Below are 17340 nucleotides of genomic sequence, written 5' to 3'. Positions count from 1 at the left end.
ACTGCGGCCTACAGCCAGGCAACCCGACTCCGCGGTTGACGTTACGCTATAAAAATTTCTAGGTTGGCGTTCAGAACTGAACAACTATTCGATCAGTAACGAGGAAGGAACCTATGCCCTTTAGCGACTATTGGAACGGACCCGCGCACCGGCAGCGAGCGGATGATCTGGACATCCAGCTTACGGACCTACAGACGCGCTATGCACAGCTGCAAGCGCTCACTAGGAAGATCGGTGCCATGGAGGCTCTTGAGGTCCAGAGTCTGATAGCGCAGGAGAAAGAGAAGCTTGCTGCTGTCCGCTTGGAGATTCAGCGCGCCCAAGAGGGGGTGGAGGCGTTAGCGCAACGCTCTTTGGATTTGCAGGGGCAGATTCTAGTCTGGGAGGAGACGTTACTTCTCGAGAGCTTCGCGCTCTACGAGCCGAAGTTCAAATTGAATGCCAGTCATGAATTCAAGTCCCGACTAGACAGCGTTCGCGAGCGCCAGAAGGTGATGATCAAGAGTGGGGAGGCCGCTACCGGAAACATGGGCTGGGAGGTAAACGGGAGCAAGGCGGAGGGACGAAAGCTCGTCAACGATATGATCAAGCTGGTGATCCGCTCGTTCAACAACGAGGCGGACTACTGCGTGGACAACGTAAAGTTTGACAACGTCGAACTGGGCGAGAAGCGAATTCTCAAGTCCTTCGAAGCCTGTAACCGTCTAGGCAGGGTTATGACCGTGGAGCTATCGCGGAAGTACCTGAGCCTCAAGATCGATGAGCTGCACCTTGCCCATGAGTTTCAGATCAAGAAGCAGGAGGAAAAGGAGGAAGCCAAGCGTGCCCGGGAAGAACTACGGGAACAGCAGAAGCTAGAGCAGGAAATTCGCGCCGCCCGGGAGAAGATCGCTAAGGAGCGCAAGCATTTCGCGACCGCTATGCGTGATCTCCAGGTTCGCTTGGACAAGGCAGAGTCCGAAGAAGAGCGCGCGCCGCTTTTGGCGAAGCTGGCTAAGGTTGAAGCGGGAAGGGCGGCGCTGGAGAGTGAAGAGAAGCTCATTGACTATCGCGAACAGAATGCCAAGGCCGGATATGTGTATGTGATCTCCAACGTGGGAGCGTTTGGGGAAGGGGTATACAAGATAGGCATGACCCGCCGCCTGGAGCCGATGGACCGCGTCGATGAGCTGGGTGACGCATCGGTGCCGTTCTGGTTTGACGTGCATGCGATGGTCTTCTCTGATAACGCCCCAGCGCTGGAAGCGAAGCTACACGAACGCTTTGCCGCAGGCCGCTTGAACAAGGTCAATGGGCGCAAGGAGTTCTTCCGTGCGGACATTGCTGAGATCGAGTCGGTAATTCGAGAAAACTACGACGCTGCAGTCGAGGTCACCCACGAGGCGCCGGCTGAGCAGTATCGCGAAAGCCTGCGTATGGAATTGCCTAAGGCCGCAATTCAACAATCAGAACGAACTGCGGTACAAAGCTAGCCTGAGCAATTGGATGTCCGTGGACCGGCCTCTACTTTCTAGAGGCATATCTACCTCAGGACATATGGGAAAACGTCCGATTTGGGCCGGCAGTAGGCGCCCGCAATTCGGAGTGGAGAATGCTTCTGGAGGAGCTGATGGAAGAAGTAACGCTAGAGCACGAGGGAAAAACCTATTCAGCCACATATGTTCAAGTAGATGATGATCTGATTGTCTGCCTACCTGATGGATCGGAGCGGTGTACTACACTGCGGGGACTAAATCCCGAGCAGGCCGCCAAAAGTCATCTGCGCGGCTACATCGGTGCATTGACGCGCAAGAGATAAGTCATGGTGAGGCCCGTCTCCGTATGTCTGCCATCGGCCAATTGCTGCCGTTGCTGAACGACAATATACGGACGTTGGACCTCTAAACTTTGAAAGAAAAAAGGAGGTGCAAACAGGGGCTAATTCTCCAGTTGAGTCTCACAGTAGTACTCCCAACTCAATGCCCTTACTCTCTCGACAGCTAAGTTCAGCCGCGATTAGGTCTGACGGTCGGGAGCTGAGACCGCGCCAAGAGACGGTTCGGAATTTTTAAATTAAGGGGCCTGTTCTTGGAGCTGGCCTAGCGTTCAAGTAGAGGGGTAAAAAGGTCTCGAAGAGCGCGATCATCAAACTTTTCCCCGTCCCTCCTGCTCGATGACGGGAAGCTCGGAGAGGAGGCGTGGCTGTCTCGACCTTCAATCTCACCTATGCGATCCTCGATGGCTGAGACGGCGCTATCCAACTTAGCTTCCGGCACACCAAAACGCGGCGCAAACTTTTTCAAGGTATCGATCCGGTCTGAAAGGGAGGACTCGCTATCATCCTCGCGAATGCGACTAGCGTTATCGTCGAACTCTTCGAGCACAGCCGTCCGCAAGGCACAAATAATGCTGCTGGGCAGCCCATTCGCAGCATCTACTGCATCGACAAGAGTCGAGAGCGTGTCACTTGAACTCCACCGTATGGTGTCGGTAAGAGCCTTTTCGATGAGCTCTAGGAATTCGGTTTCATAAATGAACGGCTGACCATGCTCGCTACCGTCTCGCAGGGAAAAGAACTCGATCAGAGCCTCTCCATCTGACCATGCACTGAAGCCCTGCTGTGGATTGCGCGCGATCTTGATGATGCTGTCGGCAAACTTCCGGTCGCCTGTGATCTCCCACCAATCCATCAGCATCCGGAGTCGCCTGGAGTTTGCCGCATCATTGTATTCGAGTGAGCGGGCGTCACCGGCTCGCGGACGCCAGTGCGGGCGCTCTTCGATCATCTCGACCATATCAGCACAGGCTCTGGCGATCTTCGCTTGGTCGGCCTCGCTAAGCCCAGACGGGTGCACGAAGTCCCAAAGGTTAGACAGCCAGTCGATTGAGACTGCCGTGGGAACAAGGCGAATAAGGAGATCTGTATCCAACAGGTAGGTTGAGAGATAGTCTTTGAGCGAAGGATTGAGAAAAGAAACCCTTGGCCCATCGATGTTGACGACATTGACGAAGCTACCTTCCAGAATACGAAGGGCTTCTTCGAAATCTTTAGGACCGTGGGCTAGGCCGTAGGCCGTGCTTATTGAGGTATGCAGGGCATCGAAAGATGAGCGAAGGGTTTTTATTGAAACCCCGTACTCTGACAGGAAAAACATCGCCATCAGGAGATGCCTGCACCGATGATCAATGTGCGTCCGGAACGCGGTATCCCAAATCTGGCTTGGATTGTTCAGGGCGCCTATAAAGGCAGCGGGATAGTCGGCGGGTTCAATGTCACCGACGCGAAATGCATCGGTCATTGCCTCGATGACTCGTGGGTTATAGTTCTTGTGATCAACGATGTCCGGAAGTCTCTTACTCTCTAACAACGCCCGGATATACGACTGCGGCGTCTTTGACACGAAAAGGTGGTTGTAGAGAATGCGCGCTTTTATTCGACGAGTATAAATGCCAACATCAAGCACGTACTTCGTCACATCGAGGCGCTGATCACCAAGATATTCAGAGACTCTACGGGCTTCCTCAAATATATAACCTCTCGTTGTCAGAATGAAACGGGCATTAGGTGAGCGACGTATGCGGCTCATGAAGCGCGCAAGGTCAGAATCTTTATGCGCCAAAGCTTGTCGATCAAGGGCGACCTTTCCAAGAAAGTCATCGAAGAGAAATATTTGCTTCTTGCTGTCGTTAATAGCGGCGAAGCCGTCTTCCAGACTACGGATGGGGATAAGCTCCCACTCCTCGCTTAGAAAAGTGTAGCAAAGCATCTCGGCCAGTGTCGTTTTGCCGACACCCGGAGGCCCGGATATGATGAGAAGCCGATGCTTTTCTAGTGTCGCCAGTGATTCGTCGAAGCTGGGGTTTGATGCGTAGACACGAACCTTTTGTTCGATGTCTTCACGTGTTAGCGCTGCAAAGGTATGCGCCGCCGCATACACGACCCGCTCCAAAACACCCACCCCCGAGAGCCAGAGTTTGATGTGAGACTTGAGGATGTCTGGGTACTTCCGGAGAAGACCATTGAGGTCTCCCGGCCCAAAAATATCCATCTCAGATTTCAAACCTGGCCCTATGAGTGGCGCGAGCTTACTTTTGCCAAGCGGAGTAAACCTACAGGAGGTTGCGAGTATGTAGCGGGCGGGAGCCAGCCTTTCGATTGAAGAACGCTCACGCTTCATGGCCGCCGTTAACTTGCTGAACGGCGAACCTTCATAATGCTTCGCCTGTAGAACAACGTTCCCGCTGGCGTGCGCGTGCCGACCGTCAATACCACCATCTGGGCCTGCGCAGAATGCCTCAAAGCGGAGTCCTTCTTCTTTTCCGATGAGGTCCCGGACGAGATCCTCAAAGTCCGCCGATGAGAGATTTTTGAAGTCGTAGCTCATGCTGCGTTATTACACCAATCCACGCCGATGTCAGGTCGCTAATACTCGTAAGACGGAAGATCATCCACAGGTGCCTTTGCTGTCGAGCCTGACCGGATGCGATTAGCATGACGCGTTAGTCAGGAGGAGGGGCGGAGTGCCCGGTGGATCGACGGTTTCGCGCTGCCATCTGATACTACAACGATGGTTAAGACAGCAAGCGGTTTTCAATGGCGTCAAAACGATTGAGTTTCTCTGTTGATTGGTCTTAGCCCTTTTACCAGCCCCGATCCGGGATGACAGGCAGAATCAGCCATAAGCTGCCGCTCAGTGGTGTCTACCAAACCAGAGGCGATTCAGACCGTAACCACTGGCGGCGAGGCGACTGCTCCCACCTGTGCGCATGCCAGGACATCGGGAGGCTGCGTTGCCATATGGACATGATAGTGGCGGAACGATACCGTCAACGGGGAAAGCCTTTAATTTGGAGCAATGGATATGGATGTCTTAGATATTAGATTGGAAAATTGCTACGGAATTCAAAAGCTTGATGCGACGCTCGCATTCAAAGGGGCGCAGAAAACCCCAGATGGCTCGGCCTTCTCAATCTATGCCCCGAACGGTTTCATGAAGACATCACTTGCGAGGACATTTCTAGATTTCCAAGAAGGACGTGAAAGCCAAGACCTGGTTTTTCCGACACGCACAACCATCCGCGCAATCACAGCCGAACCTACTACGTCGATCACCCCGGACTCCATTTTTGTTATCAAGCCCTATGTGGAGCGTTATTCCGGATCTGGAACCTCGACATTACTAGTAAACCCCAAATTGAGAGGGGAATACGAAGAGGCTGTGAGAAATATCGAGTCTACTCAAGAAGACTTGCTAAAGGCGTTGAAGGAAGCATCAGGGTGGCCTGGTAAATCTTCTCCTGCCTCAGAAATAAAGGAAGTATTCAAATTTACGAATCCGTACGACTTTTTCGCGGAGCTAGCAGGTGAGCTCGACGGCGATGCCAAATTTGCGGATTTATCCTATATAGAAATCTTCAACGACAAAACGATAGCTGCGTTTAAGGCTGGAACGCTACATCAACAGCTTCAAGAGTACATGTCTAAATATCAAGAACTGGTGGAAGGCTCCCCTCTGCTCAGCAAGAAATTTAATCATGCGGGGGCCAGCGATGTCTCTAAAAACCTTCAAACCAACGGTTTTTTTGAGGCCAACCACACCCTGAATATTTTTAATGGAGGGGGAAGGACTGAAGTTTCATCTGCCAAGGAGTTGGAGGGGTTGGTTCAGGCAGAAAAGCAACGCATCTTGGGCGACAAAGAATTGTCTGCAAGATTCGAGGCAGTTGATAAGCAGCTGCAAAAGAACGCCGAGCTAAAAAGGTTCAGGGAGTATTTGACACGCCATCCGGAAATACTTCCCGAACTTGGTGATTTTGAAGGTTTCAGAAAGAGGTTGTGGTTCAGCTATTTCAACGTAGTGCAATCAGCCATGAACTCTTTCGCCATGGCATATGCTTCCGCAAGGGACATAATTGCGCAGACGGCAAAACAGGCTCAGGAAGAAAAAACCAAATGGACTGCCGTTGTTAATCAGTTCAACGAACGCTTTTATGTTCCCTTCAAGCTGGTTGTTCAAAATCAGCAAGACGTTATTCTAAAAGGCGAAAGCCCGAAAGTCACCTTTGAATTTCATGATGGGCAAGAAACCTGTGGTGTCGAGGAAGAAAAGCTGCTTCAGGTTCTCAGTCAGGGAGAGAAGCGGGCGCTTTATATACTGAATGTACTTTTCGAGGTGCAGGCACGCCTAGAATCGAATCAGGCCACCCTATTTGTGGTTGATGATATCGCTGACTCCTTCGACTATAAAAACAAATATGCCATCATCGAGTACTTTAACGAAATTTCCAAGGTCACATTTTTTAGATTACTATTCCTAACTCATAATTTTGATTTCCACCGAACAATCAGCAGTCGCCTCCAAATTGCTAGAGAGCGAAGACTCTTTGCCAGAAAAGATCAGCACGCTCTAAGCTTTGTACAAGAAAAATATCAAAATAATCCATTTGTGATTTGGAAGAGGGGATTAGCCAAAAGCTCAGCCTTTCTAGTGGCAAGCATTCCTTTTGTGCGAAATCTAGCTGAGTACTGCCACGGGACGACCAGCCAACACTACTTGATGCTTACCTCTCTTTTACATATAAAATCAGATAGCCAGGCTCTTACAATTGCTGATCTTGAGTCAACCATTAAAGCCACGCTCTCGGACCAAGCAGCGTTGTCCCTTCCTAACCCCACATATAGCGCCCTTCAACTGATCTATGATGAGGCAGAAACGCTTGCCGCCAAGGCTGCTGACGATGTCGAACTAGAATCGAAGGTGATTTTATCTATCGCCATCAGGCTTAAAGCCGAAGAGTACATGATTGCCAAAATAAATGACGCTACTTTCGTAGCTGCTATTAGCAGCAATCAGACATTTGAATTGTTTAGTAAATTCTCATCAAAGTTTGCATCTAGCAATGACGTGATCATGGTGCTCTCGCAAGTCAACCTAATGACTCCTGAGAATATCCATCTCAACTCTTTTATGTATGAGCCTATATTGGATATGTCGGCACTCCATCTTTATGATCTATACGGTAAGGTCAAGGCGCTGTCATAAGGGCTAATTATAGCAATCGGGGACAGACCACGGTATTGATGCTGATGGGCAGCTTTTGGCCGATTGCCGCCCTTCGCGAAGGGCAGATACTGGCCATAAGCTCTCACTTGATAATACCTGATCGAGTAATACTGTATGTCTCTAGCAGATGTGTCGGATGACGTCCTGAAGTTTTGTGTCTAGACCGGAGAGCGCGCCATCATTCTTGAATTGCACAAAACTAATCCATCGCACGGTGTTTAGATCGCCGTTAGGGCTGAATTGCGTCAGCAACCTGAAATGCAGCAATACACCAATTGTCTTATCACTCCTCCCCTTGTGCCAGTACTTTGCAAGGGCATTTATTTGGAGTTTGGTTTCACCATTCATGAGTTGATCGAGATGATGGGTATTCCAAACCGGCATAACTTTATTGTGCGGATTGATCACTTTGGAAAGATCCAGCGCAATTAGTCCCCGAGCCATAGTGTGTTGGGCGCCTTGTAGTCTACGAGTAAGCTGCTTATTGGCATCTTTTATAGCTGCATTTATGGAGTGAGAGAACATCGGTCTTTTAGCTTCGACGAAGAAGGTGTAATCGTTGTGCTGAAAGCACAAATCGGCGTCCGTTCCATAGATAGGCATCATCTTTGCGTAAGCAAAAAGAGCAGTTAGATAAAGTTCAAAGCCGACGTTTCTTGGTCGGTTAGATGAACTGTTTGCAGATTCATTGATAGGACTGAAGGGGCCTTTCAGAAAATGATGCATTGCATGCAGTTCGGCAGGGTCACTGATGCCTGCTAGACCACGGTGAATAGAAACCAACTCTCGTATTTCCAATAGCGTTGTGCAAACTTGCTTTGCATACTCTTGGTCTTCAAAGTCATTCCAGCGATGGGCTTCGAAGCGGGCAGATACTCTGCTCAGTATTTTTCGATACTCAGCGACTCTACCGCGTTCAATCGGAAATCCTACTGATGCAACCCAGTTCACAGCAGCGTTAAAGTCATGGAGTAATTCTTTAATTTCGTGGCGCGTTACTTGACTTCGCATTTTTGACTTGGCTGGCATCTGAAAATGTGACGTACATAATAGCAGTTGCTGACCTATTGCCAGCTAAGGTCACAGTAGGTCAGATTAATGGATTTTTCCGTCTTCCGTGTTAGGGTAACGGGACGGATTTATCTATGATCTCGACAGGCAGCTTCTGGCCGCTTGCTGCCGGCCGCAGCCGGCAGCTTTGGGCTTTCTACGCCACAGCAATTAGATTCGAAAAAAACTCAGTCCTACATCACTGCAATGACATACCCCCACGGAGGCCTTCCATGTCATTGCAGTGCCCTCGCTGTAACTCTCCCAAGATCGCAACCCTGCATCCCGCCATGAGGATCGGTGCCCTGGTCGGCACGCTCGGCGGAGCTGCTCGCGGTGCTTCTGCAGCCCTTACCGGCGGTCAGGCCGGCGCGGCTGTCGGCACCATTGCCGGCCCGCTGGGCATCACCCTCGGCTCGTTGTCCGGCGCCATTCTCGGCGGCTTGGCCGGTGGCGTCAGCGGTTGTGCGCTCGGTGCCCAACTCGGCGAGCAGTTGGATCGTCACGTGCTCGCCAACAACCTCTGCCTGATCTGCGGGCATCGTTTCAACCTGCCGACCTGATCGGCTTCGTTCCTCTCTCCTCTTCCCTTTCATCCCTTCCGCCGGTGCTGCGCTTCGCGCAGCGCCTTATGCCGGCTATTGCTCACAGGAAAACTCATCATGGCTCATCTCATCGAACGTATGGCGTATGTCGGCGAAGCTCCCTGGCATGGCCTGGGCAGCCGCCTCTCTCCGAAACAACCGCTGGAAGTCTGGCAACGCGAAGCCGGTATGGATTGGCAGATCCAGGAAAGTCCGGTGCACTTCAAAGCAGACGCGGTCGGGCACCTGGGCAGCATCCACTCTTTCCCCGAACAGAAGGTGCTCTACCGCTCCGACACCAAGGCGCCGCTCTCGGTGGTCTCCCAGCGCTACCAGGTGGTGCAGCCGCGGGAGGTGCTGGAGTTCTACCGCGACCTCACTCAGGTCTCTGGCTACGAGCTGGAAACTGCCGGCGTGCTCAAGGGTGGCCGCAAGTTCTGGGCGCTGGCACGCACCGGCCAAAACACCTCGCTGAAGGGCAACGACCTGGTCAACGGCTACCTGCTGCTGGCCACTTCCTGCGACGGCACCCTGGCTACCACGGCGACGCCGACCACCGTGCGGGTGGTGTGCAACAACACCCTGACCATCGCTGTCGACGGTGCTACTCGGGCGATCAAGGTGCCGCACAGCACCCGCTTCGACGCCCAGGCGGTGAAGAAGCAACTGGGTATCGCCGTCTCGCAATGGGACGAGTTCATGTACCGCATGCGCCATCTGGCCGAGCGCAAGGTGCAATGGCACGAAGCGATGGGCTATTTCATGCAGGTGCTCTGCGATGCCCAGCCCAACAATCCGTTGCCGGATGCCCTGCCGAATGAACGCGCGCTGCGTCGGGTGCAAAGCCTGTACGAAGGCCTCGGTCGTGGCTCGCAGCTGGAAGCCGCCAACGGCACCGCCTGGGGCCTGCTCAATGCCGTCACCGAGTACGTCGACCACGAACGCCGGGCGCGCAGCAACGAGTACCGCATGGACTCGGCCTGGTTCGGCCTGGGGGCTGTGATCAAGCAACGCGCCCTGGATGCGGCCCTGCAGCTGGTGGCCTGACGGCAGTTCCCTCTTCATCTCCCTTCGCCCAAGCGGTTCTGCGGCTGCAGCAGCGCTGCTGGAACCGCGGCTTGGGCATTCTCTTGCACCCGCCGGGGTTCCGCTCCTGTGGAGTGGGCTCCGGTGTTTCATTGGAGGCCTCTCTCATGGGCTGGCTGTTCTCATCCCGTACCCGGTCAGAGCTGATCCGAGATCTGACCCGACCTGAAGACACGGCACGAGCCAGTGTTCGTGTGCTTGTGCATACCTTGCGCGGCAACGTGCTGTGGTCGGTCAGCGAAGTGACGGCGAAAAACGAAGGTGTTCACCCAGACCTCGCGCCTGGCGAGTCCATGCGCTACATCCGCTGTGACCTGCTGCAACGCAGTGGTGGTGAGTGGGGCTACAAAGCCATGGATGAGTCCATGGCGCCGTACTACTACAGCTGTCCGCTGCGCTATCTCGACCTGGCCAAGGAACTCTCGCCCACCTGGCGCGAGAAGGTTCGTGCCCATCATGCGCGGCGACGTCAGTCGGCGATCGCCATGACCGGTGGGGCAACCCAGTAAGAGGGAGTGATCGCTGCGCCGCCTGGATGTGCTCCTCCCATCGATGGCCTGACCGCCGCCCACTCCCCCTATGCCCGACCGGCTTTGCCGGCCGGGCATTTTTATGTCCGGAGAAAAATCCCCATGACTCATGCCCATTCCACGCCCAACAGAGCACGGCAGCGCCCTGCCCTGCGCCTGGTTGGCACCAAGGACCTGTCCCGCGATGACTGGCTGGCGGTGCGCAAGCACGGTATCGGCAGCTCGGACGCTGCGGCTGCGGTCGGTCTCAATCCTTACAAGTCGCAGCTGGAGCTGTGGCTGGAGAAAACCGGCCGCGATGCCGGACTGCCCAAGAGCGATCCGAACGACGAGGACAGCCCGACCTACTGGGGCAACATCCTCGAACCCATCGTCGCCAACCACTACGCCCGCCGTACCGGCAGCCGAGTGCGGCGGATCAACGCCGTACTGCAGCATCCGGATCCGAATCAGGACTGGATGCTGGCCAACATCGACCGCGAGGTGATCGGCGCCAGCGACGTGCAGATCCTCGAATGCAAGACCGCCGGCATCAACGGTGCCCGTCTGTGGAAGGAAGGTGTGCCGGTCTACGTACAGTTGCAGGTGATGCACCAGTTGGCGGTCACCGGCAAGCAGGCGGCTGACGTGGCCGTGCTGCTCGGTGGCCAGCACCTGGAGATCCATCGCATCGCGCGCGACGACGAGCTGATCGCCCGGTTGATCGAGCTGGAGCGCGACTTCTGGGGTTACGTGCAACGTGATACGCCACCCCCGGCGGATGGTTCCGACTCGGCAGAACAGGCCCTGCGCTGCCTGTATCCCGAGGACCACGGCCACACCCTGGACTTCACCCAGGATCTGCTGTTGTCGGCGGCCTTCGATGAACTGCAGATGGTGCGCGCCAGCCTGGAGGTCCAGGGCAAGCGCGAGGCCGAGTTGAAGCAGCAACTGCAGCAGGTCATGGGCGATGCCAGCCGGGCCCTGTTCGCCAACGGCGCAGTGTCCTGGCGCAAGGCCAAGGACAGCGTGGTGCTCGATGTGCCGCGGCTGCTCAAGGAAAAGCCCTACCTGCTGGCGCGCTATCCCACCACCAAGGTCGGCAGCCGGCGCTTCCTGATCACCTGATCTCACTTCCCCCCCTTGGCCACCCCGACGTTTCCCCTGCGCCGGGGTGGTCTTTTTTATTCACTCACTGGAGAACCACCATGCTCAAAGGCTTGGCCATTACCCCGCCGGTGCTCGGGCGGATTTCCATCGGCAAGGTCGTCGAAAAGAACGGCAAGCGACTGCCGGAGAAGGACGATCAATTCACCCTCACCTCGCAAGTCCAGTTGCGCGATGGCTGGTTGGCCCATCCCCTGGACGAGGAACTACGTAAAGCCCAGGGCGGCAAGATCCGCAGTATTCCAATCCGCCTGCTGTTCAACGCACCGGAGCTGAACTTCCGCGCCGAATACTGCCTGTTCGATCGGCAGTCCGGACGGCCGCTGTGTGTTGGCAACGGCGAGACCTGCAAGCGTCGGGGTCCGGATGGTATCGCCTCGCTGCCCTGCCCGTCGCCGGATGGTTGTCCGTTGGCCAAGGGCGGTGCGTGCAAACCCTACGGCCGCCTCAACGTCGCCATCGGCGATGAGGATCCGCTGGGCAGCTTCGTGTTTCGCACCACCGGCTTCAACAGCATCCGCACCCTCGCAGCGCGGCTGCAGTACCTGCAGGCGATCTCGGGCAACCGCCTGGCGTGCCTACCGCTGGAGCTGCGCCTGCGCGGCAAGTCCACCCGGCAAAGCCACGGCTCGCCGATCTTCTACGTCGACATCACGGTGCGCAGTGGCCTGTCGATGGAGGAAGCATTGCTGCAGGCCCGAGAACTTGATGAAGCGCGCCAGGCCTCCGGCTTCGACCAGGTGGCGCTGGATGCCACGGCGCGGCTGGGATTTGCTAATGGTGCCTTCGAAGACAGTGATGAGGAGACCGGTGCCATCGCCGAGGAGTTCTTCCCGGAGCCTGCGCCTGAATCGCCACCTTCGGCCGCTCCAGTAGCGGAACCGCCCACCACACCGAAACCCACCTTGTCGACGCTGCTGAAAGCCCGTGCCGAAGCCCGGGCCCAACACGCCGCGGACTGATGTCCGCGGCATCACCCATCACTCAATCTACGAGGAGGATCGCGCCATGAATCTGGTGCGTTTCATTGGCTTGCTGTTCGTGTTTATCGGGGTGCTGGCCAGCTGTGCAGTGGCTGTTGCGCTGCTGGTGCTCATGCTGCGTTTCTGGCTGCTGGCGCTAGTCATCGTTCTGGCATGCGTAGTCTTCGGATGGGTACTCAGCCAAGAGAACTCACGCTCACGCCGACCTACAGGCCGGCATCAATAAGCAAATCAGAAGGCCTGCATCGCATAGCTACTGCTATCCGACAAATGTTCAGAAAGGTGACATTCCGCTCACCACGCTCGATTTTCCCCATATGGGAGCGGTCTATCGACGCCGCGTCAGCCAGTGCCTCTTGGGATAGCCCAAGAGCAAGGCGACGAGCTCGTACAGCTGCTCCCAGCTTCACAAGGTCGCGGTCTTTATCTTGGATAGCGGAGATTCTTGCCATGGCAAAAATCGTCACGCTATGATGCCAAAACGACCACGGCATTTACGACTCATTTCATGAAGAACAGCGTACTGACACTGCGCCGCTGCTTACACACAAACTCTGCACAAGGAAAAAGCAAAATGCCTAAGAAGCTTCTCTTGCTCTCGTTACTGAGCTGGATAACCAGTGATTTCGCGCTTGCAGGAACCTATGAATGGACCTCCGCATACACCCAAGGTGTCGAAGAACACCTAGTCGACGACGGTAACGGCAACGAACTAAACATCTCCTGTCCTGACTACGACGCAGGGCCCGTGACGGCCTATGCAGGCATCAGGGGCAAGCAGTACTCCTCCGATAAAGGGGATGGCTTCGACGTGATTGTCGACGGCACCACCTATAGCAATCCCTTCTTCACCGACTGCCACGCCTGTGGCGCCAACTTCCCTGGGTTCTGGGCAGCACTGCGCAAGGCCAACAATCTGCAGATCAGCGCTGAAGGCAAGACAGTGAAGCTCCCAACCAAGAACCTGAAGAAGGTTCTCCTTCCCTACAGCGACAAGCAAAACATCTGCCGGTCAGCTTGGTAGTCAGCCATCAACGCCTTAATAACAACGCTTTCAGGAAACAAGCATGGAACCACAACATGAACAGAACTCGGTAAGTTCCGAGGCCGACCTCCCAATCAGTCCAGCGGTGATTGGCTGGGGGCTGGCAGCCGTGGTCTTTTCGATTCTCGGCATGGTTTTCAACAACTCGCCTTTGGTGCTGGGCGCTGGCTTCTTCATGAAGTTTCTTGCGGTGATCGTAGGTTCGGTATTAGGACTGATCGGTGCCTTACTTGGCGATGCCATCCGTAAGTTCGCCCATCCGGACGCGGTCTATACCAATGGCGGTATCCTCAACCTGATTTGGATAAAGGTGTTCTGGCTCATGGGGCCGCAGGTGATTGGCCTATTGGCCGGAGTCTCCATCGGCTGTGCCATCGTGCTGCGCTAGAGGGAAGCATGAAAGTCAATTTTGCTGTGCTGTTATGCCTCCTGGCCTTGGCTGCCTGCTCCGATGAGAACTCAAAGCTCCGGGGACAATTCATCGCTGGCTGCATCCAGAGTGGAACCCCCAAGTCTATTTGCGCCTGCACATTCAAGAAACTGGAGGAGCAGTACACAACTGCCGAACTGCAAGAAATCGATACGCCCTACAGAGCGCCACCGGAGAGGTTCGTAAAAGACACCATACGCGCTGCTCTTGCTTGCCGAGCCGAGTAACTCCACCCCATCAAGCCCAATAAACCTCGCCCTCCTGTCGTGCACTCAATGACGGCAAGGAGGGCAAGACTAAGCTTTTTATTTTTCGTACATGCATTTCCATATATGGCATAAGCCAGACATATTCTGCATGAAAATTAGCCCCCAACTGTAGAGAGAAGACCTTTATCAAGCTAGCTCCTGAACACTTAGAAACTCCACAAAAGAGATCGCGCAAGAGCTATGTGATCGACGCCTGTAGAAACTATTTCGCAAGGCTCTACAAAACCCATTCCAGAATTTAGAAACCCAAGGAGCGAACCATGAGGCACATGATGATTCAACTTGTTGGTGCTTGGAGCATCCTAGTCTTCTCATGGATGTTCTACGCTTGCCCTAGCAAGTCAACGATACAGGAAGAGGCACAAAAACTAGCCGCCGAGTACATACATGACTCTCTCCAGGGGGGCTATAGCTCCAGCGAAGAAGCCGAAGATGCTCTCTTTAAGGTTAAGCTCTTGCGGGCCGCGACTAAAGACTACAGCACATTTCTAGTCATTTGGGCTGGAGCATTCGTAACAACATGGCTAGTTCTCGGAGGTATACTGGTAGGCTGCGCATATTTCTGGCATCGCAAAAGATACCCAGCAACCGCTGAAAGCACCACGACAAAAATCATATAAATAAAAACAAAACCTCACGAATATAATAAAGCCTGCAAGGAGAAATCCTTGCAGGCTTTATTCCCTATATTTTGGGGTACTTCTAGGGCGAGCAGAAACCATCGAACTCCCCCTAAACCTGACTCCGAACGCTTCGTGCAACGCCGAAAGGCTATGTCTTGAAGCGGCTTTCAGTCCCTTTGAAAGCTGGCGCAGCCAGAAGGATAGCTGCCATAGAACCGCATTTTCCAAAAAGTCGCTCGGTAACTAACGTCGTATCGTGATACGAAACTCTAGCTGACTTCCGATCTCCATCCCCTCATCTTCGAGTTCCATCGAACAATAGCCAATGAAGCGCCGTACGCTCTGCCCATGGCTATCAAGATCCAGCAGCTCGACGCTGACCAGCTTGAGGAATTCGAGGGGCAGGAATTCATTGAGCACCTGCACAACGTAGCCCGCGCAAAGGTCGGGGCGGACCTTGCCAGCAGCCTGCAGATGCCCGAACAGGACGCTGACCTCGCTGTTGAGCACTTCATTGTTCAACTTTAGCATTGGCTTCCAGCCAGTCCCCTATTCCAAAGATGCAGCGCCAACGTCATGGCGATCAGAGGTAGCAATTTCTCATCACCGCAGCATTGACGCAGGCAGACCTAGCCGGCAGGCTCTGGGCATCGAAACCTAGATTTCAGCGTGGGCTTCGACACCTCAAAAATAAGAACTCGCCCTTGTGTGTGGAAGCCATGTCGATGTCCAACGCACCTCAAACCAGAGTCCTCGTCAGCAACTCCCCGTCGGGGAAGCTACGCCCATTCATCGAGAGCGTTGACATACAGACATCCAGCCATGGTGCACCGTGGGACGATGCCTTGGCGGTGGAGCAAGTGCTGGTGACGCCAGCCGAAATGGAAGATTGCTACATCAGCCGCACGACCATCGTTCAACCCCTATCGACTTGTCACACACCGGTTACGCGTCTTGGCGGCAACCAGCATCCTGAGAACGCCCTGGCCCAAGACATCATCCACATCGATCCCTCGGGATCGCTGACTGGTGCCCGCTGGGTGGAGGCAATGAACGTCCTGTTCCTGATGCCGTCGGAATCGATGTTCGAGCGAGTCCTGCGGGATACGCACACACCCTCCTCCAAGGTCGAGCTGACACGAAACAGCTTCGTGCAGGACAAGCAGATCCAGCAGATCGGCTTCGCCCTGCTGGCTGAGTGCCGCAGCGGCTTCCCCACCGGCCGGCTGTTCGGTGAGTCCCTGGCCATGGCGCTTACCGCGCGCCTGATCAGCAACTACTCGACGTCGGGGCTTGAGCTGGCGAGCGGCAACCTTGCGCAGGGCTTGCCGACCTGGAGGCTGCGCCGGGTAATCGACTACATCGAGGAAAACCTCGGAAACGAGCTCGGGCTCGAAACGCTGGCGGCGACCGCCGAGTTCAGCGAGTTCCACTTCAGCCGGATGTTCAAGCTGCGCACGGGATTGACGCCTCACGCCTACGTGACAGAGCGCCGGGTAGCCCGGGCAAAGGAGCTACTGGCGCACAGCAAGGCGTCGATCAAGGAAATCAGCGTCCAGCTCGGCTTTGTCGATCAGGCGCACATGACGACCGTGTTCAAGCGCAGCACTGGCATCACGCCGAAGAAATTCCGAGAACAGGCGCAGTGACATCCTCTGCCCTGGCAGGACGCCATCAGCGTCTTTTGGACGCTGGCGCGCTGATCCGCAGCCAGCGGAGCAGAAGGAGCGAAGCTCCTGGAAGGAAGAGATCGCGTGGCGACTCCTTGTGGGAGTTCGACTGACGGCGCGATGCTGCCCAAGCGGCGCGGGCCACCAGGGAAGACTTGAGGTCACAGGCAGGACGACATCTTCGCCTGCCTAGCCGTGCTGGTAGTCCTCGGGCTTGAACATGGCGAAACGGCAGGCCTCGATGATCTCGAAGTAGTCCGAAAGGCCGCCTCCTCGAAACACCGGCCTCGCCTTGACCGTGTTGTAGATCCCGTCCTCCAGCAAGTCCTTGCGGATATGGACGCAAACCACCTCGCCATAGACGAACCAGGTGTCCAGATCCTGCCCCTGCGAGTCCTTGAGACGGACCACCTGGGAAAGCCGACACTCGAGGCTCACGGGCGACTGCGCCACGCGCGGCGCGCGGATCAGCTGGCTCTGCGCCTTGGCCAGGCCGACCAGATCGAACTCGTCCACGCCGGGCGGGGCGGACACGCTCGATTGATTCATCTGCGCAGCGATATCGCGAGACACCAGGTTCCAGGTGAACTCGCCGGTCTCCTCGATGTTCCTGACGGTGTCCTTGTAGCCGATGCTGGCAAACCCCAGCAGCGGCGGGTTGTGGTTCAGCGCGTTGAAGAAGCTGTAGGGCGAGAGGTTCGCCACACCGTCAGCGGACAAGGTCCCCATCCAGCCGATAGGCCGAGGGCCGACAATCGCGGCATAGGGGTCGAATGGCAGAGCGCTCAGCACGGTGCTTTGCTCATACGAGAGGAACTCGCCAGGTTCCCCATATCCGGGCAGCTCAGCTGCCGCGCTCTTACCAACTGGCTTCATCTCGA

At 55.2% G+C, this 17340-nt stretch carries 17 protein-coding genes; 12 read left to right on the top strand and 5 right to left on the bottom strand.

Going from position 1 to position 17340, the window contains the following annotated elements; translation table 11 throughout:
* The first annotated feature begins 113 nt into the window (after nt 1–113).
* Both DK254_RS28980 and DK254_RS33970 read left to right on the top strand, forming a co-directional pair.
* Nucleotides 114–1472 (top strand): DUF4041 domain-containing protein, encoded by a 1359-nt coding sequence (locus DK254_RS28980; RefSeq protein WP_109936588.1) that lies wholly within the window; start codon nt 114–116, stop codon nt 1470–1472.
* A 137-nt stretch (nt 1473–1609) separates the two neighbouring features.
* Nucleotides 1610–1798, top strand: coding sequence for a hypothetical protein (locus tag DK254_RS33970; RefSeq protein WP_146219665.1), 189 nt, complete (start codon nt 1610–1612; stop codon nt 1796–1798).
* A gap of 280 nt (nt 1799–2078) precedes the next feature.
* Here the strand turns inward: DK254_RS33970 and DK254_RS28975 are convergent, their stop codons facing one another.
* A complete protein-coding gene (locus DK254_RS28975; protein ID WP_109936587.1) occupies nt 2079–4364 on the bottom strand; it encodes a restriction endonuclease in 2286 nt (761 codons plus the stop codon).
* 477 nt (nt 4365–4841) lie between these two features.
* On the opposite strand from DK254_RS28975, the gene DK254_RS28970 reads away from it, so the two are divergent.
* Complete coding sequence (locus DK254_RS28970; RefSeq protein ID WP_109936586.1) at nt 4842–7022, top strand: hypothetical protein; 2181 nt, start codon at nt 4842–4844, stop codon at nt 7020–7022.
* Nucleotides 7023–7163: 141 nt separating this feature from the next.
* Here DK254_RS28970 and DK254_RS33965 read toward each other — a convergent pair whose 3' ends face one another.
* Nucleotides 7164–8054: a hypothetical protein gene (locus DK254_RS33965; protein WP_146219664.1), complete on the bottom strand. Its 891-nt coding sequence runs from the start codon at nt 8052–8054 to the stop codon at nt 7164–7166.
* A gap of 272 nt (nt 8055–8326) precedes the next feature.
* Here DK254_RS33965 and DK254_RS28965 point away from each other — a divergent pair, with 272 nt between their 5' ends.
* From DK254_RS28965 to DK254_RS28940, 6 genes are all read left to right on the top strand, one after another.
* Complete coding sequence (locus DK254_RS28965) at nt 8327–8656, top strand: hypothetical protein (protein ID WP_109936585.1); 330 nt, start codon at nt 8327–8329, stop codon at nt 8654–8656.
* A 99-nt stretch (nt 8657–8755) separates the two neighbouring features.
* Nucleotides 8756–9724: a DUF932 domain-containing protein gene (locus DK254_RS28960; RefSeq protein ID WP_109936584.1), complete on the top strand. Its 969-nt coding sequence runs from the start codon at nt 8756–8758 to the stop codon at nt 9722–9724.
* Nucleotides 9725–9870: 146 nt separating this feature from the next.
* Nucleotides 9871–10272, top strand: a complete 402-nt coding sequence (locus DK254_RS28955; RefSeq protein ID WP_109936583.1) for a hypothetical protein — start codon at nt 9871–9873, stop codon at nt 10270–10272.
* A gap of 123 nt (nt 10273–10395) precedes the next feature.
* On the top strand, nt 10396–11400 hold the full coding sequence (locus DK254_RS28950; RefSeq protein ID WP_109936582.1) for a YqaJ viral recombinase family protein: 1005 nt from the start codon (nt 10396–10398) through the stop codon (nt 11398–11400).
* 80 nt (nt 11401–11480) lie between these two features.
* Entirely contained in the window at nt 11481–12401 is a 921-nt protein-coding gene (locus DK254_RS28945; RefSeq protein ID WP_109936581.1) for a hydrolase or metal-binding protein, read from the top strand.
* Nucleotides 12402–12447: 46 nt separating this feature from the next.
* Nucleotides 12448–12648, top strand: coding sequence for a hypothetical protein (locus DK254_RS28940; protein WP_109936580.1), 201 nt, complete (start codon nt 12448–12450; stop codon nt 12646–12648).
* Here the strand turns inward: DK254_RS28940 and DK254_RS28935 are convergent.
* Nucleotides 12629–12874, bottom strand: a complete 246-nt coding sequence (locus DK254_RS28935) for a helix-turn-helix domain-containing protein (RefSeq protein ID WP_109937335.1) — start codon at nt 12872–12874, stop codon at nt 12629–12631. The genes DK254_RS28940 and DK254_RS28935 overlap by 20 nt on opposite strands.
* Nucleotides 12875–12996: 122 nt before the next feature.
* Here DK254_RS28935 and DK254_RS28930 point away from each other — a divergent pair, with 122 nt between their 5' ends.
* Complete coding sequence (locus tag DK254_RS28930) at nt 12997–13446, top strand: hypothetical protein (protein ID WP_109936579.1); 450 nt, start codon at nt 12997–12999, stop codon at nt 13444–13446.
* Nucleotides 13447–13489: 43 nt separating this feature from the next.
* Nucleotides 13490–13855, top strand: coding sequence for a hypothetical protein (locus tag DK254_RS28925; RefSeq protein ID WP_109936578.1), 366 nt, complete (start codon nt 13490–13492; stop codon nt 13853–13855).
* Between the two features lie 1177 nt (nt 13856–15032).
* Here DK254_RS28925 and DK254_RS28915 read toward each other — a convergent pair.
* Nucleotides 15033–15320 carry a hypothetical protein gene (locus DK254_RS28915; RefSeq protein ID WP_109936576.1) on the bottom strand — a complete coding sequence of 96 codons (288 nt, stop codon included), beginning with the start codon at nt 15318–15320 and terminating at the stop codon, nt 15033–15035.
* A gap of 194 nt (nt 15321–15514) precedes the next feature.
* Here DK254_RS28915 and DK254_RS28910 point away from each other — a divergent pair, with 194 nt between their 5' ends.
* The gene (locus tag DK254_RS28910) at nt 15515–16438 is read left to right on the top strand and encodes a helix-turn-helix domain-containing protein (RefSeq protein WP_158546454.1); all 924 of its coding nucleotides are present in this window, start codon (nt 15515–15517) and stop codon (nt 16436–16438) included.
* Between the two features lie 210 nt (nt 16439–16648).
* Here DK254_RS28910 and DK254_RS28905 read toward each other — a convergent pair whose 3' ends face one another.
* Entirely contained in the window at nt 16649–17335 is a 687-nt protein-coding gene (locus tag DK254_RS28905) for a flavin reductase family protein (protein ID WP_109937334.1), read from the bottom strand.
* Between the last annotated feature and the right edge of the window lie 5 nt (nt 17336–17340).

Origin of the sequence: Pseudomonas sp. RW407 (assembly GCF_003176655.1) — a bacterium.
In the GTDB taxonomy this organism is placed as follows: domain Bacteria; phylum Pseudomonadota; class Gammaproteobacteria; order Pseudomonadales; family Pseudomonadaceae; genus Pseudomonas; species Pseudomonas delhiensis.
The sequence above is the reverse complement of the archived record's forward strand: the minus strand, read 5'-3'. Positions and strand labels throughout refer to the sequence as shown.

What these genes read in the sequence shown, in the direction of transcription:
- DK254_RS28910 (WP_158546454.1), top strand. Translation starts at nt 15,515, where the DNA reads ATGTCCAACGCACCTCAAACCAGAGTCCTCGTCAGCAACTCCCCGTCG.
- DK254_RS28925 (WP_109936578.1), top strand. Translation starts at nt 13,490, where the DNA reads ATGGAACCACAACATGAACAGAACTCGGTAAGTTCCGAGGCCGACCTC.
- DK254_RS28955 (WP_109936583.1), top strand. Translation starts at nt 9,871, where the DNA reads ATGGGCTGGCTGTTCTCATCCCGTACCCGGTCAGAGCTGATCCGAGAT.
- DK254_RS28980 (WP_109936588.1), top strand. Translation starts at nt 114, where the DNA reads ATGCCCTTTAGCGACTATTGGAACGGACCCGCGCACCGGCAGCGAGCG.
- DK254_RS28915 (WP_109936576.1), bottom strand. Translation starts at nt 15,320, where the DNA reads ATGCTAAAGTTGAACAATGAAGTGCTCAACAGCGAGGTCAGCGTCCTG.
- DK254_RS28905 (WP_109937334.1), bottom strand. Translation starts at nt 17,335, where the DNA reads ATGAAGCCAGTTGGTAAGAGCGCGGCAGCTGAGCTGCCCGGATATGGG.
- DK254_RS28935 (WP_109937335.1), bottom strand. Translation starts at nt 12,874, where the DNA reads ATGGCAAGAATCTCCGCTATCCAAGATAAAGACCGCGACCTTGTGAAG.
- DK254_RS28940 (WP_109936580.1), top strand. Translation starts at nt 12,448, where the DNA reads ATGAATCTGGTGCGTTTCATTGGCTTGCTGTTCGTGTTTATCGGGGTG.
- DK254_RS28975 (WP_109936587.1), bottom strand. Translation starts at nt 4,364, where the DNA reads ATGAGCTACGACTTCAAAAATCTCTCATCGGCGGACTTTGAGGATCTC.
- DK254_RS33970 (WP_146219665.1), top strand. Translation starts at nt 1,610, where the DNA reads ATGGAAGAAGTAACGCTAGAGCACGAGGGAAAAACCTATTCAGCCACA.
- DK254_RS28945 (WP_109936581.1), top strand. Translation starts at nt 11,481, where the DNA reads ATGCTCAAAGGCTTGGCCATTACCCCGCCGGTGCTCGGGCGGATTTCC.
- DK254_RS33965 (WP_146219664.1), bottom strand. Translation starts at nt 8,054, where the DNA reads ATGCGAAGTCAAGTAACGCGCCACGAAATTAAAGAATTACTCCATGAC.
- DK254_RS28965 (WP_109936585.1), top strand. Translation starts at nt 8,327, where the DNA reads ATGTCATTGCAGTGCCCTCGCTGTAACTCTCCCAAGATCGCAACCCTG.
- DK254_RS28950 (WP_109936582.1), top strand. Translation starts at nt 10,396, where the DNA reads ATGACTCATGCCCATTCCACGCCCAACAGAGCACGGCAGCGCCCTGCC.
- DK254_RS28930 (WP_109936579.1), top strand. Translation starts at nt 12,997, where the DNA reads ATGCCTAAGAAGCTTCTCTTGCTCTCGTTACTGAGCTGGATAACCAGT.
- DK254_RS28970 (WP_109936586.1), top strand. Translation starts at nt 4,842, where the DNA reads ATGGATGTCTTAGATATTAGATTGGAAAATTGCTACGGAATTCAAAAG.
- DK254_RS28960 (WP_109936584.1), top strand. Translation starts at nt 8,756, where the DNA reads ATGGCTCATCTCATCGAACGTATGGCGTATGTCGGCGAAGCTCCCTGG.